The 17,250-nt window shown below is 58.7% G+C and carries 10 protein-coding genes; 5 read left to right on the forward strand and 5 right to left on the reverse strand.

Going from position 1 to position 17,250, the window contains the following annotated elements; all coding sequences use genetic code 11:
• Positions 1-42: 42 nt before the first annotated feature.
• Positions 43-1,569 (forward strand): ATP-binding protein, encoded by a 1,527-nt coding sequence (locus tag MOP44_RS17180; RefSeq protein ID WP_260791476.1) that lies wholly within the window; start codon positions 43-45, stop codon positions 1,567-1,569.
• Positions 1,566-2,201, forward strand: a complete 636-nt coding sequence (locus MOP44_RS17185) for a response regulator transcription factor (RefSeq protein WP_260791478.1) — start codon at positions 1,566-1,568, stop codon at positions 2,199-2,201. The genes MOP44_RS17180 and MOP44_RS17185 overlap by 4 nt, the downstream gene beginning before the upstream one ends.
• Positions 2,202-2,222: 21 nt before the next feature.
• Here the strand turns inward: MOP44_RS17185 and MOP44_RS17190 are convergent, their stop codons facing one another.
• The gene (locus MOP44_RS17190; protein WP_260791480.1) at positions 2,223-3,665 is read right to left on the reverse strand and encodes a sensor histidine kinase; all 1,443 of its coding nucleotides are present in this window, start codon (positions 3,663-3,665) and stop codon (positions 2,223-2,225) included.
• A gap of 357 nt (positions 3,666-4,022) precedes the next feature.
• Between MOP44_RS17190 and MOP44_RS17195 the strand changes: the two genes are divergently transcribed.
• The gene (locus MOP44_RS17195) at positions 4,023-6,260 is read left to right on the forward strand and encodes an alpha-galactosidase (protein WP_260791482.1); all 2,238 of its coding nucleotides are present in this window, start codon (positions 4,023-4,025) and stop codon (positions 6,258-6,260) included.
• Between the two features lie 312 nt (positions 6,261-6,572).
• Here MOP44_RS17195 and MOP44_RS17200 read toward each other — a convergent pair whose 3' ends face one another.
• On the reverse strand, positions 6,573-7,394 hold the full coding sequence (locus MOP44_RS17200; RefSeq protein ID WP_260791483.1) for a hypothetical protein: 822 nt from the start codon (positions 7,392-7,394) through the stop codon (positions 6,573-6,575).
• Positions 7,395-7,644: 250 nt separating this feature from the next.
• The gene (locus tag MOP44_RS27885) at positions 7,645-8,868 is read right to left on the reverse strand and encodes a DNRLRE domain-containing protein (protein ID WP_313901015.1); all 1,224 of its coding nucleotides are present in this window, start codon (positions 8,866-8,868) and stop codon (positions 7,645-7,647) included.
• A gap of 1,377 nt (positions 8,869-10,245) precedes the next feature.
• Here MOP44_RS27885 and MOP44_RS17215 point away from each other — a divergent pair.
• Complete coding sequence (locus tag MOP44_RS17215; protein WP_260791484.1) at positions 10,246-12,306, forward strand: chitobiase/beta-hexosaminidase C-terminal domain-containing protein; 2,061 nt, start codon at positions 10,246-10,248, stop codon at positions 12,304-12,306.
• Between the two features lie 466 nt (positions 12,307-12,772).
• Here MOP44_RS17215 and MOP44_RS17220 read toward each other — a convergent pair whose 3' ends face one another.
• Together MOP44_RS17220 and MOP44_RS17225 are read right to left on the reverse strand one after the other, a co-directional pair.
• Entirely contained in the window at positions 12,773-13,933 is a 1,161-nt protein-coding gene (locus MOP44_RS17220; RefSeq protein ID WP_260791485.1) for an alkaline phosphatase family protein, read from the reverse strand.
• A gap of 695 nt (positions 13,934-14,628) precedes the next feature.
• A complete protein-coding gene (locus MOP44_RS17225) occupies positions 14,629-16,218 on the reverse strand; it encodes a tetratricopeptide repeat protein (protein ID WP_260791486.1) in 1,590 nt (529 codons plus the stop codon).
• Between the two features lie 174 nt (positions 16,219-16,392).
• Between MOP44_RS17225 and MOP44_RS17230 the strand changes: the two genes are divergently transcribed.
• Complete coding sequence (locus MOP44_RS17230) at positions 16,393-16,914, forward strand: hypothetical protein (protein ID WP_260791487.1); 522 nt, start codon at positions 16,393-16,395, stop codon at positions 16,912-16,914.
• The last annotated feature ends 336 nt before the right edge of the window (positions 16,915-17,250 follow it).

Genomic DNA, 17,250 nt, shown 5'->3' on the forward strand with positions numbered 1-17,250 from the left:
CTAAGCCGAATGGCCATTGACCGTCGATTTATGATGCGTCATATGACCCTCCGCGCTGAGCAGATCTCCAATTATGCAATGGAGTACGTGGGGCGACCGCTTGCTGTCGCGGTCTTCTTTGTGCTGCTCGCGCTCCTGTGGACCTTCGCACTTCAACACATCTTCGCCTATCCATTCATCTTTTTATTTCTTGGCGCGGTCATGTGCAGCGCATGGTTCGGCGGATTCATCGCAGGACTCATCTCCGCCGCCATGTCCACCTTCCTGGTCGAGTTCTTCTTCATGCCGCCGCTGTATTCACTCTCGGTCGGCCCCCAATATCGCAGCTATCTCACCGCGTTCATTGTCTGTGCCATCGCCATCACAGGCGTCAGTGCGGCGCGTAAGCGCATCGAGTCGGCGATTCGATCGTCGCGCGATGAACTCGAAGTCCGCGTCGAAGAGCGCACCGTGGAATTGCAGCAGTCCAATGCCGAAATAAGGGAACGCGAGCACGAGTTGCGGCTCCTGACCGAAGCAATCCCCCAGCAGATTTGGCGAACCGACAGGACTGGTTCCATCGAGTATGCAAACCGTGATCTCCTCGAGTATCTCGGCAAGTCAGTCGATCAACTTGCAGGGGAGAGGTTCTACGACATCATTCACCCTGATGATGTGGCTGCGGTGATAAGTCAGTGGGATGAAGCTCGGCTCTCTACCACGAAGCTCGAAGTGAAAGCCCGCGTCCAAGGCGCGGATGGATCTTTCCGATGGTTCATTCTCCGCGCCAATCCTCACTTCCAGGAGTCCGGAGCCCTCGCTTGTTGGTACGGGGTGCACATTGACGTTGAGGATCAGGAACGAGCCCAGCAGGAGCTTCTCGTCTCTCAGGAGCGGCTATCCCGCTTCTCGCGCACACTGAGCATGGCTGAGTTGTCCGCCGCGATCGCCCACGAACTCAATCAGCCTCTCACGGCAATTCTCACCGATGCGCACGCGTGCCGAAGATGGCTCCAGATGCAACCGCCCAATTTGAGTCGCGCCGAAGCCACCGCAGATCGGATCGTGCGCGACAGCACAAGAGCCAGCCAGGTTGTGAGTCGCGTGCGCTCGCTCTTCAGCAGAACCGATTATGTCCGCGAGCCAGCCGATATGAATGACATCATCCGCGAAATGGCTCGTCTGCTGCGAGACGAAGCCATGCGGCGGAAAATCGGTATCACTCTGCAGCTTTCAGATCCCCTGCCCTCCGTCAGCATTGATCGTGTTCAGATTCAGCAACTGCTCCTGAACCTTGCCGTGAATGGAATGGAGGCGATGGCGGCAGGTGCATCGATCCCGTTCCTGGAGATTTCCACCACCGTGTCAGCAGAAACGGAAATCCAGGTGACGGTCAGAGATCATGGGGCCGGCTTGAACGAGGAGAGCCGAGCGCACATGTTTGAACCGTTCTTCACCACCAAGCAGGGAGGCACAGGCATGGGTCTCGCAATCTGCCGTAGCATCATTGAAGAACACGACGGCAGCATCTGGGCGGAATCCCTCGGCGACGGCACAGCAATCCACTTCACACTGAGGACAACCGCGTGACCGACCCTGGCCTCCAGCCGCTGCTCCAGACCGTGTATCTGGTCGAAGATGATGCGGCCGTGCGAGAAGCCCTCTGCGATCTGCTCGAATCTGCTGGCATGCGAGTGGAGCGCTTCGCATCGGCGGAAGAACTCCTCGCCTCGTTGCATGCGGACATGCCCGGCTGCCTGGTCGCCGATGTGCGTCTGCCCGGGCTCAGCGGAATGGAACTGCAGGCGAAACTCGCCGAAACAGGACTGACCATTCCCATCATCATCATGACCGCCCACGGCGATATTCCCATGGTTCGCAAAGCGCTCAAGGCCGGTGCTGTCGAGTTCCTCACAAAGCCATTTCAAGACAGCGAACTGCTCCAGGCAATCGACCAGGCATTCGCCGTCGACAGAGCGCGACGTCAGGCAGAAGGCATCATGCGCTCTCTTGCCGCACGCTACGACAGCCTCTCCGCACGCGAGCGCCAGGTAATGGAGCTCGTCACCGACGGCATGATGAACAAGGAAATTGCCGACGAGATCAGCCTGAGCATCGTCACCGTAAAGCTATATCGAAAGCAGGTTATGGAAAAAATGCAGGCCGATTCTCTCGCAGATCTCGTGAAAATGCGCCAGAAGCTCGAGTCCCTGGAGAAATAATCCTGCGCCGTCTTGGCAATATCAGTACGCCTCGAACTGATTCAGCGGCAGCCGCACGCGGAACCGCGTATTTCCCGGCTCCGAGCGTACCTCCAGATACCCACGGTGCTTCCGCACCACGCGCATCGCGTGATCAAGGCCCAGCCCCAGCGCATGTCCCGGCGGCTTGGTCGTGAAGAACGGCTCGAACACCCGGTCCTGCAACTCCGGAGGAATCCCCGGCCCGTTGTCGCAGATCTCCACCAGCAACAGCTCGCCCTCAACCCTGCAAACCAGTTTCAGCGTTCGCGGGCCACTCACCTCGGCCATCGCATCCAGCGCGTTCTCAATCAGCGCCGTCCAAACCTGGTTCAGTTCCGCGCCATACGCGCTGATCAATGGCACATTCGCCTGGTAATCGCGCTCCACCGTCACGTTGCGCATGCGCGACTGCAGCATCTGCACCGTGGCATCCAGCCCCGCCGGCACATCCACATCCAGAATCGCCGCGCGGTCCATGTTCGAATACGTCTTGATCGCGCTGATCAAATCAAAGATCCGCGCCGTCGATGCAATCAGAGTTTCCACTGACCTCGTCGACCTGAGGTAGCGCGCAAAATACTGCAGCGTCACGCACGTCCCGTTCGCTTCCAGAATCGTATGCAACTTATCGAGCTCAGCGATCGTGACCCCATGCTCAGCCAGGTTGGGCGCGAGGTCCCATGCATCTTCGCAGGGCAGAGCGTTCAGCCACTTCCGCAGCGCTTCCTCATGCTGAATCAGCTCGCCCGCGTCGCGGTGTTCCACCGGCTCGCGCTCGAAGATGTTGTGTTCCCACTCCTCCACCGCGCGCGTCTGTTCTTCCGTCAGGCACAGATTCACCAGCTTGAACCGGTTCCGCCGATTGGCGCGCAACTCCGTCATCAGACCCGAAGCCGCTCTCTGCGCCGCTGACGCCGGATTGTTCAACTCGTGCGCCAGGTTTCCCGCCAGCTTACCCAGGGCGGTCAGCTTCTCCGCCTGCTGCTCAATGCGCGTCACTTCGCGCACCCTGTCCAGTAGCGTCGAAACCACGCGCTGCGACATGCTCGGAATCGCTTCCAGCATCTGCGGAAAGAGCGATTTGTGCACGATCAGCGCCCAAACCTTGGTCGCCGCCACGCCGTGCCCGCCGAACGTCTTCATCCGCGAGTACGGCAGCAATCCCGTCATCTGTCCCGTGCGCCCGATGAAAATCGGTATCGTTCCGCTGCGCGACCGATGCACATGAATCTCGCCCTTCAGGATCATCATCATCCGGTCGGCCGGGGTCGTCTCCTCGAACAGCACGTCGCCAGGAGACGCAACGACCTCTTCGCCGTGCTGTGCCAGCCACAAGCGGTCTTCAAACGGCATCCCCTGCAGTGGATTGACATGCTGAAGCGCGTCCGCAATCTTTTCGACAGGGGTAGGGGTGGCAGGCGGAGAAGCAATGGACGAGACCATAGGCGAAACCTCCGGGTGGGGACCCACTCTCAGAATATCTGATATCCAGTCAGCCGCCCCTCCCTCATTCGGACGACGTTCTACTCAGGCATCTACGGACGTCCACGAGGGAGATCCGCGCTCTGGTCCGGCACATCGAATACTACCCAGGTAACCTGATGACCTCCCGCAAGGTGTTTCCGGTCTTGGTAGGTCCGGGCTTTAGCACGGACACCTCCAAAGCCGAAGCATCAGGCCTTCAGGCCTTGAGGTATGGATTTCTGAACTGGCAACTGGCCCCGAAAGATTCCTCGGGCCAACCCGTGCCCGTCGCGCGATAGTATCAGGAACGAGGCTTCCTCAAGAGGAAAACAGGCAATGATGAAAACGCTTCCAGCGGTTCTGCTGATCTCTGCTGCATCGTTCCTTGCACCGGCAACACTGCTCTCCGCCCAACCCTCCCCTGCGAGGTGCAACGTGAGCACGAAGGACTTCCGCCTCAGCGGCGGCAACGTTACCTATGCCTTCGGCGTCAATGCCTGTGGCGAACTCCAGCAGGTCTACTGGGGCGGCCGCCTCGCCGACAACGACAAGCTCCCCCCCGCCCGCCGCAACCGTGAAATGGCCTCCTTCGACACGCCCTACACCACCACCCCCCAGGAGTACGCCGGCTGGGGCGAGGGCCTCTTCGTCGAGCCCGCCCTCAAAATCACCTTCGCTGACGGAAACCGCGACCTAGTCCTCCACTACGACAGCTCCACTGAAAAGCCCAACGGCCTCGACGTCGTCCTAAAGGACATCACCAAACAGATCTACGTCACGCTCCACTACTCCATCGATCCTCAGACCGGCATCCTCGCCCGCTCCGCCACCATCGAAAACCGCGAGTCCGACCCCGTCACCATAGAGCAGGCCGCCGCGGCCGCCTGGGCTCTCCCGCACGGAAACTACACCCTGAACTACCTCACCGGCCGCTGGGCAGGCGAATACAACCTCACCCAGGAGCCCCTCCAGCACGGCGCGCGGGTCATCGAAAGCCGCCGCGGCTCCACCGGCCATCAGGCCAACCCCTGGTTTGCGATTCAATCCGGCTCGCCCGACGAGAACAGCGGCGAAGTCTGGTTCGGCGCGCTCGGCTGGTCCGGCTCCTGGCGCATCGTCGTCGAACAGGATCAGCTCGACGCCGTGCGCATCACCGGTGGCTTCAACCCATTCGACTTCGGCTACGTCCTCAAGCCCGGCGAAAAGCTCGAGACCCCTACCTTCTATGGTGGCTACTCCGCCCACGGCCTCGGGGGCGCATCCCGCCTGCTCCACTCCTTCGAGAACCACAACATCCTCCCGCGCACCGCCAAAACCGCGGGCCAGCCCACACCCAAACCGCGTCCCGTCATCTACAACTCGTGGGAAGCCACCGAATTCCGCGTCACCGAAGGCGGCCAGATCGCGCTTGCCGAAAAAGCCGCCGCCCTCGGCATCGACCGCTTCGTCATGGACGACGGCTGGTTCGGCCAGCGCAAAACCGACAACGCCGGCCTCGGCGACTGGTACGTCAATAAGGAGAAGTTCCCCAACGGCCTCAAGCCCCTCATCGATAAGGTCCACTCCCTCGGCATGGACTTCGGCCTGTGGGTCGAGCCCGAAATGGTTAACCCCGACTCCGACCTCTACCGCGCGCATCCTGACTGGGTCCTCAACTTCCCCGGCCGCCCGCGCACTGAGGCCCGCCAGCAGCTCGTCCTCAACCTCGCCCGCACCGACGTCCGCGACTACGTCTACGGCTTCCTCGACAAGCTCCTCAACGAAAACGACATCGCCTTCCTCAAGTGGGACTACAACCGCAACTGGAGCGAGCCCGGCTGGGACCAGCTCCCCCCCGCCGAGCAGAAGAAGGTCTACGTCGCCTTCACCCAGAACCTCTACGGCATCCTCGCCGAGCTGCGCAAGCGCCATCCCAACGTCGAAATCGAGTCCTGCTCCGGCGGCGGCGGCCGCGTCGACCTCGGCATCCTCCGCTACACCGACGAGGTCTGGCCCTCTGACAACACCGACCCCTTTGACCGCCTCACCATCCAGGACGGCTTCTCCTACGCCTACACCCCGCAGGTCATGATGGCCTGGGTCACCGACTCGCCCCACTGGCTCAACAAGCGCACCACGTCGCTCTCCTACCGCATGCTCAGCTCCATGCAGGGCTCGCTCGGCATCGGCGCCGACATCTCCAAGTGGACCGCCGACGATGGCGCCCTCGCCAAGCGCCTCATCAAGGCCTACCACGAAGTGCAGCCCACCATCGTCCAGGGCGACCTCTACCGCCTCATCTCGCCCCGCAACGGCAGCGAGTTCTCCGCCACCCAGACGGTCAACCACGAAAAATCGCAGTCCGTAGTCTTCGCCTTCGTGCACTCCACCCAGGAGGGCAGGGGATTCCCGGTTCTAAAACTGAAAGGCCTCGACCCCGCCGCCCAGTACACCCTCACCGCCATCGAAGGCAAAGCGAACCCGCGCGAACCAACCACCGCCACCGGCGCCTACTGGATGAACCACGGCCTCGAGCTAGACGACAACTTCCGCGGCGACTTCCAAGCCTCCGCCTTCCGCCTCGACCGCAAGTGACACCCGGGACACACGTGACAGGGTGACAAGTGACAGGGTGACACACCATCCCTCACTTGCCACCCCGAGACACAACGTCCCTCACTTGCCATGAATTTGTCATCCTGAGCCAAAGGCGAAGGACCTGCTTTTGCCTTTGCATTTCTTTCTGTCATTCCCGGAGGGAATCTGCTGTTGTGTAAGCGTTCGAAGTTCCCATCTTGACCGGAGGAGAGTGTCCAACAGTCCAACAGGTGTCCCCATATTTTTAAGCGGACACCTGTTGAGTGGTCTAGGCGGCCTGGGAAGATCGGGTCTTGAGATGTAGACGAATTATTTAGGGTATGTAGCGCCTCTTAAGATATACCCGTACTCGAAGACCATCGGCTCCAATGCGATGCCTCCAGTCAGCGGATGGGTACCGTGAAGGTCCAGCGACGAACCGTCTCCGCATTCCCGTTCGCGATGCCCGGCGAACGCCACGCGAATGACATTCTTTACCGACGACGAAAGGGGTGGGAAAATCGTCTGCGTCCCGGCCGATCGCGTACCACCGCTGACTGGTCCGACCGGCATGCAAGCGGCGGCCACTTCTAGTCCATCGGCTTTGATCGTCCCTCGCCAGGTTCCATCGGAATCCTGAAGAAGCGTTGCTTCACCGTACGTGGCGGAATAACCCTTCTCACGCATATAAGCCACGTAAGCGCTATCAGGCATCCAGAATTCCAAGGCCAGATACGGCCGCCCCGGTCCGAGGTTCGCGGCCGGGTCCGATGGCGCAACCCGGGCGAACCACAATGCCGCAGCTCCGTCTTTCGGCCAATTAGGAGTGCGTCCATCAATGATGAAGGTTCCCATCTGAACGATTTCAAGAAATGATATGGCCCAGTTGCCTTGGGCTGGATGCTTGGCCAGATAGTCCGCCGCCCAAGGGATTCCCGCCGTGGCCAGTTCCCTCAGGTTGATAAACCGCAAGCTTTGCGGAAGCTCGCGTTTTGCCACAGCGGGATCGAACACAACATAAGCGACGATTTCCTGCGGCTGACTTACCACCCAGCGCGTTTGAGAACCTTCGGGCAGATTGGGAACTTGGGCGGGCGCTTTTGCCGACAACACGGACAAAACAATCGCGATCGCAAGCAGGACACTGCGCATACACCTTCCCATATTAGGCCTCGTGTGGGCTTTGTTCTACTGATGAAACGAGTACACGGACCCAGTGGGCAACCTCTTGAAAGATCACAAGTGCCCCATTCATTCACGTCTTTACAGTGGATGAGTGGGAAACCACGAACCTCTCCCCGCCGTCTTCGAGGAGCCCCATCACCTTCCACACCAGCCGCAGAAAGTGACACCGCCGGCTGCCGGGCAGCCGGCGGTGCGGAGGTTAAGCGCAGCTTGGTTTCTACTTCTTCAGAATGCCGGTCTCTAACTTCGTTGGTGGCGTGGACTGTGATTGCCCGGGCCGATTCGGAGCGGGAACTGCCAGTGACCCTCCTGAACCCGGCGTAATACAGAACGCGCCGAAGCTCATGGTACGAGTTACGCTTCCGCGGTTCACAACGGCGCATCTCCACGCATTTGCATTACCCGGATCAGGACCGGAGTAACTCACACTCACGTCGAAAACTCCTACGTCGAATGCCGAATAACCGCAGGAACCTGTGAGAGCGATTTGGCCCGAGGGACAACTCTTGACGTCCGCAGCACCATTGCCGGCGGGAACGTCGTAACTGCCAAATACCCATTCATTCCCATAAGCTGGGCCGGCCGGTCCCTGAGGTCCTTGCGGGCCGGTAGCACCCTGAGGCCCCTGCGGACCAGTAGCGCCCTGCGGACCGGTGTTTCCCTGTGCCCCTTGCGGGCCGGTATTGCCCTGGGGACCTGTCGCGCCCGTATCACCCTTGGGGCCTTGTGGACCCTGGGGCCCCGTCGGACCTGCTGGCCCTTGAGCCCCGGTCGCACCCGTATCGCCCTTAGGTCCTTGCGGTCCCTGCGGACCTGCAGGGCCTGCCGGTCCCTGTGGCCCTGTCGGCCCTGCTGGTCCCTGTGGACCCTGAGGGCCGGCGGTGCCCAGCGCGATTTCGAGTTCGGGTTCGTGGCTGGTATCCCAGGATTCCTTGCTGTCGAAGCTCCAATTGCCGCTGTCGGTGGTCTCGAGAGCGAAGCCAGTATTGGGCGACGTGCCGGAAAGCCACTCCTGAACGGCCATGGTTACGTCGATCTGCACGAATTGATCCACGTTGCTGGCATCTAGCCGGATCGGCGTGGTCCCCGGGACCATCCCCGAGGTCGTGGGAGCGTTATTCCACGTGAGATTGGTCTCGGAAAAGGTGTCAGACAGCATGTACACGGCCAGGTCGCCACCTGCCTTGGCACGATTGACAAACAGCCGCAGGGTGGCCTTCTGCACTGTCGCGCCGGCGGGAATGGCGCTGAGATCGAAATGGAGATAGCTTTTGGCGCGCGGGCTCACAGTGAGGGTTGGCTGATAGCCTAAGTTTCTTTCGTCACGGTCCACAAAGATGCTTGCATCTTTGGTCACCGGAACGTTCTGTGCGCTGGCTGCAAGGCAAAAAACCGCGAGGACGGTCGCCGCCACGGAAAGCAGGCGAGAAGCATGGTACATGGAAAGCTCCTGAAGGAGGATAGGAACTACATGGATTTGAGTTCTTGATTCGCGGCGATGGGAAATCGCCCCCAGGGAAGTTACGTCCACTTTTGGGTGCGCTGCGCCTTCATGTCAAGTAAAAAAATCGCGGTGCCCCCTGGCCAACGGCGGGCGCCCGCATCCCGCAAACAGGCTCCTCTACCGCAATGAGGGTGCCCAGGTCCCTCGCCCTTGCGGAGGGGGGAGCGATCCGGGCCCACGGGATCCGAAGCCCCCGTGCATTTCTGACACGGGTGTCATCCAGAGCGAAGCGAAGGATCTGCGGGTATCTTTCAGGTGGATGCCCGTGTCTCCTGATTAGGAGAGCTGCGAAGGATGTGTCTCAAGCATCTGATCCCGTCGACAACCGAGATAGCGTCGCGATTCTCTCTGGCATAAGGGGCGAACCGCTGTCTCCGGCCCAAAAGATGGTAGCTTTGTGCTGTGGCCGGTGAACTAACCGTAGAAGACTAACTACGGACGCAAGAGGACTTCCTGATTTAAAAGATGCGAAGAATTGTGATTACGGGGGCGGTCTTGTCCTCCAAGCAACCATTTTCTAAGTTGCGCAACCATTTTCGGGGCTCGAGCTTCAAATAACTAGCGAAGAGTCGAGAAACTCGACTCAGGCTTTGTCACCCACCTTTCGGCTTAAACTTAGCCGTGCTCTTGCTCATTTCTATTTGAGTAATTACCCCTTCCTGTTCGCGCTTACTGAATTGCTGTCTTGCAGCTTGTTCTTTCCCCGTTCTGTCGATCTTCGGGAGGGCCTCCAATCCATGGCAGCATGCTAATCCGATAAGATTCTGCTCTATCTAGTGCTCGAGGCGTCCCGGATCTATCCAATCTCCGAGTTGCTTCCCCCAAGCGCTCGCAGGATATTTCGGCACTCTCGTGTGCGTAAACCGTGAATGTCGTGCCTAGCCAACCGACTCCTTTCGCAATTGCAGTAATCACTCCGAAGTTGCATTGATTTACCGCCAGCTGCGCATCGTGCGCGGAATGGACGCTCCCTTTCTGCGCCTAAACGCTCCTCGCTCGATCGCCACAGTGTACGAACTTCCACCATCCATACGCCGCGGTGCGGCATTCCCAGGAGGTTTGATTATGCAGCCGAATTGTCTTGTGCAGACTACTGTACCCATCCATGCACAGTTCATCGAGATCCCCATCGACTTGCAACCTTCACGACGTGACCTGACGCACGGAAGGATCTACGTGCGCGGTAAGGACAAAAGAGTCGCGTTTGACAGTCCAGCCAGGCTCAATCCGAGTGCTCGGCGGGTTCTATGTGCCTCATTGTTCGCGATACTCTGCGCGATACTCTGGACCGCGGAGGCCAAAGCTCAAGTCCAAGTGCCAGGCCCCGGAATCATCAATACGGTTGCCGGGATGAATCCTGGGAACGGTGGGTGCAATGGGACGGCAAAGGGCTGCGACATTGGGATTATTTATGGCGTGGCACTCGATAACTCGGGGAACGTTTATATTGCCGGGCAGTTTGCGGAGCTGCTGTGGAAGGTTACCGCGTCTACAGGAGCAATACAGGTAATTGCCGGAAATGAAAATGCCAGTGGTTACGTGGACGGCATTCCGGCAACGCAGAGCAACGTTACCCCCTACGGCGTGAAGGTGGACTCCCAAGGAAACGTGTTCATCTCGGATAACGGAGCTAACCGGATCCGGATGATCTGTGCAAATACGACGAGCCCCATTCATGGAACCACGTGCCCGGCGGCTGGCGATATTATCACCATTGCGGGGAACCGCACCTATGGCTTCTCCGGCGACGGCGGTCCCGCCACCTCCGCGGAGTTGTATAACCCCTATGGCCTAGCGCTGGACAGCGCAGACAATATCTATTTCGTGGATTCAGGGAATAATAGGATCCGGAAGGTCACCGCATCGACGGGCTATATCTCAACGGTGGCGGGAACTGGCACAGGCGGTTACACCGGAGACGGCGGATTGGCCACAAGCGCCGAGTTATGGGGGCCAATGGATCTCGCTATGGATCCCCTGAGCAATCTGTACATTGCTGATTTTAACAACAGTGTGATTCGCAAGGTGACAGCCTCGACGGGCATTATCTCGACTGTGGCGGGAAATGGGACGCCCGGATACGTTGGCGATGGCGGACCAGCGACGGCGGCGGAGCTTAATTATCCGCTGGGAATCGCCAGCGACGCGGTAGGGAACCTGTTCATCACGGACTACTACAGCGACCGGATTCGGGAGGTCTCGGCAGCGACGGGTATCATCACGACAGTCGCTGGGGACGGTACAGGGGGATACTCGGGCGATGGCGGCCAGGCGACCAGCGCTGAAATCGGCAGATCGTACGGAATGGCTCTGGACTCGGCAGGCAATCTGTTCTTCTCCGATTCCCGTAACTACGTAGTTCGTGCGGTCGGTACCGCGCCGGTGCGATTCTCACTTTCGTCTGGGACTTACACCGGTTCGCAGACCGTCTCGCTCAGTTGTACCCCGTCCAGCGGGACGTCCATCTGGTATACGACAAACGGCTATCCCGCCAATACGGCAGCGACCTTGTATACAGGGCCGATTACGGTATCTGCTTCGGAGACCATCCATGCGATCTGTGCCTATACCGGCGTTACAGACATCAACTCCCAGACATCCAGGACCGGCTGGAAGTGCAATGCGCCGCCGGGGAACACCCAAGAGAATCCGAATTGGGTGTGCAATACGAATTCGAACAACGGGACGAGCGGCAGTCTGAGCTGGTGGGATTTCCAAACGGGATCGACCGCCTACCTGGAGGCTTCCACCACAAATTCGAGTCCAACGAACGCCATTCTCTTCATTCATGAAGCACCCACGACATGCGACGGGTGCACGACAATCACCCAACATCTGGTTATTGAGCCGGACCAGGGCACCTCGGTGATCACGCGAAACGAGATGGACATGGAGCACTGCTGTGATACGACGACGGGTGCATTGCACCAGGCCAGCCTGCAATGCAATGGCTCAGTTTGGGAAATCAACGCGTCGGGGAGCTGGTTCCCTACCACTATCGCCTGTAATTTACCTACCAGCAGCCATACCGATGTTGTGTACGAGGCGCATTGGATCAAGGGCGATACCGCTGGCTGTGGCAAGGGCACGGGCTGCATGTACATCGATAGCCTGACCGTAAATGGGACGAAGTATTCGCCGATGTCGAATTACTGCAGTTCCAATCCTCTATACGCGCAATGTGGCGCTTTCGCGATGACTACCCATGCAACCTGGAAGCACTTTGGGGCCGGCAATCAGCACCAAATTGGCTTAAACGGAACCACAGGCTGCGGGGCCAATCCGTGCACGGGCGGCCGACACATCTACACCAACAACGTAACCACCACGATGGGATCGATTGGGATCGCGTCGGCCACGTACACAATTCACTAACTGTGCGGAATAGTCGGGGCCGGAGTGTAACTCGGTCCCCGTGTTCTGCACAGAAATCGACGGGCACCCCCCGGTCCCTCGCATTCGGGATCGGGAGGGAAGCCCAAACCATCACCAGATTGAGGGCGCGGTGCCTTTCGAACAAACCTGGGAATCCTAACCACGACGCGCAAGAGGGACTTCAGAATGTCAGAGACCGCAGATGGCCCCGGTCAAGAGATCGCCAGAAACCTCGGTGCCCCATTCATCCACAGCCCTATCGTGGATGAGTGGGAAACCACGAACCTCGCCCCGCCGTCTTTAAGGAGTCTCAAGTTACACCCACGGGCGGGCGCCTCAGGTCTCCGGTTTTGGACACCTGGGTGGATGCCACGATCCGCCGAACCTCCAATACGCAAAACCGCCGCAGAGCTATTCTCTGCGGCGGTTTCTGCTGATCACTGAAAGCTGATGGCTAATGGCTGTCTCAATGAGCGGCGAACAGGTCCGAGATCAGTCGCACATTGCTATCAGCTGCGTGATTGAGATAGTCCAGTCCGAAACCGGCTTCAACGGTCTTCAACAGCGAGAAGTGGTTGTACTTCACGTTGCTCGTTTTGCCCAGAGGCCCGTAGTTCGTCTCCACCGTGAAGGGAACCTGGTTCGGAAAGGAACTGTAGTCGTTTTCGTCCCAGACAACCACGATAGCGTTGTTGCCGTGCCGCCATGCCGGCGAGTTCTTGATGGCCGGAATCAGAACGCTCAGCGCCGCATCGCCCTGGGCAATCGCATTCTGGTCGACCGAGCAGCCCGTGCCCACTTCGCTCGACCCGCGCCCATGCTGGTCGTGGCACTGGTTGGGCGCAATGAACGCGTAGTTCGGCACGTCGCCGGTCTTCAGGTCGGCAAACAACACGTGGAAGTCAACCATCTGCTTGAGGCTCAGATCGTGATGCCTGCCCTCTTCCACATCCGCGAAGTACGCGAACGGGTTGTGCTTCACCGCATACAGCTTGGGCATCCCGGGCTCGGACTGCGTCACTTCTGAGATCAGACCGTCGCTGTAGTTCACCCTATCTGCGCCATAAGGAGGAAGGTTCTCCTGGTAGGACTTCCAGGTGAGCCCGTGCTCCACAAGCTGATTGGCAATCGTGATTCCCACAGTCGGCGCCGCTGGAAGGGGATCGTTGTAGACAGGCTCCGTCGGTGTGCCTTCGTTGGTCGTATCCACTGCCGGAGTTGCCGCATCCATGCCGGCGCCGGAGATCGGGCAGCTCACCGGGGCAGAGGACTCGTCTACAGGGACCGCCAGCGTCGAAACGCAGTTGGTGTTATGCCAATCCGGCGGATTGTCGTTCTGGATGCCGAAGTTGGAACCCCCCACGGTCTCGAGATAGTTGGTGAGGCTCGGGTGTCCCACCCCGAAGTAGTTATTCGAGTAGTTCACAGTCGGCACGTAGTGGTTGAAGTAGGGCGCATTGGGATTTCCAATAATCTGCCCGACGTAGTGATTCTCCATCATGATGATGAACACGTGATCCAGGTGCGGAATGGATCGATGCTTGTCGTCGTCATGGTCTTTGGCCACGGCCTGAGAAACGGTTAAAGCTGCAATGCTGAGACAGGCTGCTGCTTTCCTGAAATTCATTTCGATCGACCTCCAGATTTGGGGACAGCGGTTGAAATTGGCGAGCCCTGCGGACACACGACACCTGTGCGGTGTCGTTGAAGCACCGCGGTGGACATTCGAAAAATTCGGATCAGGGCCCGACGGGAGAAGTGAGGCGATTGCTGGCCTCAGTACCCGGGCTGAACTATAGGGCCCGAACGCATGGTCATGCGTTAGAGGGCGATGAATTTTCAATCCCCGTTTGACGCAATCGAAAAACCAGCATGAGGGTGCCCCCGGTCCCTCGCATTTGGGGACCGGGGAGGGATGCTTCATCCCCCCGGTAGCGCCGGCGGGTGGGCAGGTGGCCCGGTCAAGAGATCACCCGAAACCTGAGTGCACCATTCATCCACGGCCTTATCGCGGATGAGTGACAGGAATGCAAGGAGCCGTTGAAATCGAATCGCAGTGGACGTCGTTTCGTCGGGGGAATCAACTGCCGGCTGGAGTGCAGGTGGAATATACGTTGAACCGGGTAACTTCCGCGCCCACTCATCGCAAAAGCGCGATGAACGGGGCACAACTTCGGATTTCCGCAATACATTGCGAGGGCATTCGAAAATATGACCGGGCTACTAGCATGCTGAGATTCGATGAGAAGCCGCTAATAGATCTCCTGGACGCTTCCACCGAGGATGCGTGTCGCTTTTGCAGCGGCAGCAGCCTTTCGATGATCACAGGTTCATCCGGCGAAGGACTCCTTGAAATTCGGCACGCGGACGAAGCGGATCCCAAATTGGGTCGACGTTCAGCCAATGTATTCCCACGTTCCTTGAAACACGCGCCTGGTCAAGGCTTTCGATTGCTGCTTCTTCGTGACCAAAAGCTAGCTTCAGGATTGCGATTTGAAGCGCCAACCCGGGTGAAGCACGGTTCTCCAAATCCTCCATCATTTGATTGGCCTTGTCGCGGTACCCGGCTCCCAAGTAACTTCCGCCGAGCAACCCGCAGCCGAATACAGGTGTTTCGATCCTCTCCAAAGTGTCGGCAGCTTGTTTATACATACCCTTCAACAGATAGGCTTCGCCAAGCCATCGCAAGGCCCAGGGATATGTCGGTTCCAAGTCGAGAGCCTGGCGACATGCGGAGATGGCGGAGTCATATTGACGCTGAAACATCCAGTCGGCTCCAAATCCGCCCGCCACAACCGGGGACATCGGGTCGAGCTCGGCGGCGAGCTGCTGGTGAAAATCGGCCTCGCGCAGCCTGCTGGTTGGCGCAAGCACGATACCGGCATAAAACAAATGAGCGCGGGCATCATCGCGATTCAGCGCGAGCCCCTTTCGAAAATGGTGCTCTGCACCCGCCCAATCGTAGTGATGGTATGCACGTATGAACCCAAGAGTGACGTGAGCTTCGCCAAGGCGTGCATCCAAGTGCAGGGCTAATTCCGCCTCACTGGAAGCCCTTCGTGCTTGTTTCTCTGCTGCACCTCCGCCGAAGGCGGCCATCATCGCGCAACAATCGGCCAGCGCCGCATGCACTCGCGCAATCCCGGGTGACCGTACAACCGCTGCCTCGAAGAAATCGGCTGCAATCTCAAGCTCATGCGGCAGCCGCTTATTCCAGTGGTATCGTCCTCGGAGATAGAGTTCGTAGGCCTCAACGTCTCTTGATAGAGCTCCTCTTTGCATCTTCTCGCCCGCACAGACCAAACGTCCTTCGAGAGCCGCTACGGTTTGTCTGGTGATTTCATCCTGCAGTTCGAAAACATCTTCGAGCCGGCAATCAAAGCGCCGCGCCCACAGATGACAACCATCCTCGACGTCGAGCAATTGCGCAGTGATGCGCATGCGCTTGCCCTGGCGGCGAACACTACCTTCGAGCACGGTACGCACCCCGAGTTGGCGCCCGATGAGGCGAACATCCTCCGTTTTGCCCTTGAAGTGGAAGGAAGAAGTGCGCGCGACAACCTTCAGACCTTGGACCTGCGCTAGAGCCGTGATGAGTTCTTCCGTCAGGCCATCGGTAAGAACCTCATCGGTGGATTTGCCACCCAGATTTACAAACGGCAGCACTACGATGGAAGGCGTGCGAGTACTGAGGTGCCCTGAATGCAACAGGGGCTGTGGCCGGCTATTCCACCACTGCTCCAGCTCCGTGCGATATGCATAGACCGATGCTTCGTCTTTATGGTGATGGCGGCGAGCCGGGAGATTCTCCGTTTGTTCCCATCTTTGCGCGGTGCGAACAGAGACCTTAAGGAAGGCGGCAATTTCCTTCCACGAACCGAGACGTTCGTCTGTTTGAGCGGCGACTGCCACGGCTTCACCCCTTTGTGGCATAGCTCGATATGAAGAGATTTTCGAGATGAATTATAGACCCACCTGATTCAACAAGCCGGATTGCATGACAAAGAACGTCACGCCTTCCTGACCAGCAATGTCGCTTGCTGGATTGCAAGATGCGCTTTACGGTAACAGGGCAGGAGGTGCAGTATGAGTCTACGGCTATTCATAACGTCAATTCTGGCCTCGATTGTCTTGCCGGCGGCAAGCGGCGCGATGGCCCAAGTTACCATGTCTCAACATCAAGCACAGCCGCGACCATTCTGGGGCACGATGACGGGAGAGGTAACCTTCGTCATGTCTTCCGAATGCTCGACGCAACCTGTGCAGACAGTCTCCACGAACGAAGGCAGGGTTAGTCACCTCGGGAACAGTACCCTCACGACAGCGCATTGTGCTTCCAGTGACGGAACGCAAGCCATCGATGGACATGCAATCTTCACCGGGGCCAACGGGGCTGATATTAATGCCACCTATACCGCGCATACGGTCGCGGCATCCGCGCAGGTGATCGTGCAGGAGGGTGAACTGACAATCATTGGTGGCACTGGCCGGTTCCAACATGCAGCGGGCCGTGTGCCGTTCACGGTATACATCAGTCCAGTCTCTCCGCCAACTCTTGAGGCGAAATGGCCTGTTCGTTTCGTCTTCGCAGGCACAATTAGCTATTGATTCGGTCGGCGAGGGTACTCTGGCGGGCCGAGTGTGCCGGGGTACCCGATACCAATGAAGCAAATTTGAGGGCATCTCGGTAGGAAACTGTGTCTGTATCCGGTTCTCAATCAGACCATTGACGGTTGGCATCGAACGTCGGGTTGCCCTCAAGCTATTGTGCGATTCAGCTTCTCGGCTTGCGCGCAAGATAGACCGTGCGGCCGCCGCGATGGACGAGCGGATTGCCTTCGAAGAAACGCGCGCCGTCCAAAGATCGTATCCAATCGAAAGCGGCGTTGAGGAGAGTGCGACGGATCTCATCCGAACTCCAGCACATCTCCTCAACGTGCTCTT

The organism is Occallatibacter riparius (genome assembly GCF_025264625.1).
Lineage (GTDB): Bacteria > Acidobacteriota > Terriglobia > Terriglobales > Acidobacteriaceae > Telmatobacter > Telmatobacter riparius.

Bases quoted from the DNA above. Each gene is read 5' to 3' on its own strand.
- MOP44_RS17180 (WP_260791476.1), top strand. From the start codon at position 43: ATGACCCTCCGCGCTGAGCAGATCTCCAATTATGCAATGGAGTACGTG.
- MOP44_RS17190 (WP_260791480.1), bottom strand. From the start codon at position 3,665: ATGGTCTCGTCCATTGCTTCTCCGCCTGCCACCCCTACCCCTGTCGAA.
- MOP44_RS17195 (WP_260791482.1), top strand. From the start codon at position 4,023: ATGATGAAAACGCTTCCAGCGGTTCTGCTGATCTCTGCTGCATCGTTC.
- MOP44_RS17200 (WP_260791483.1), bottom strand. From the start codon at position 7,394: ATGCGCAGTGTCCTGCTTGCGATCGCGATTGTTTTGTCCGTGTTGTCG.
- MOP44_RS27885 (WP_313901015.1), bottom strand. From the start codon at position 8,868: ATGTACCATGCTTCTCGCCTGCTTTCCGTGGCGGCGACCGTCCTCGCG.
- MOP44_RS17220 (WP_260791485.1), bottom strand. From the start codon at position 13,933: ATGAATTTCAGGAAAGCAGCAGCCTGTCTCAGCATTGCAGCTTTAACC.
- MOP44_RS17230 (WP_260791487.1), top strand. From the start codon at position 16,393: ATGAGTCTACGGCTATTCATAACGTCAATTCTGGCCTCGATTGTCTTG.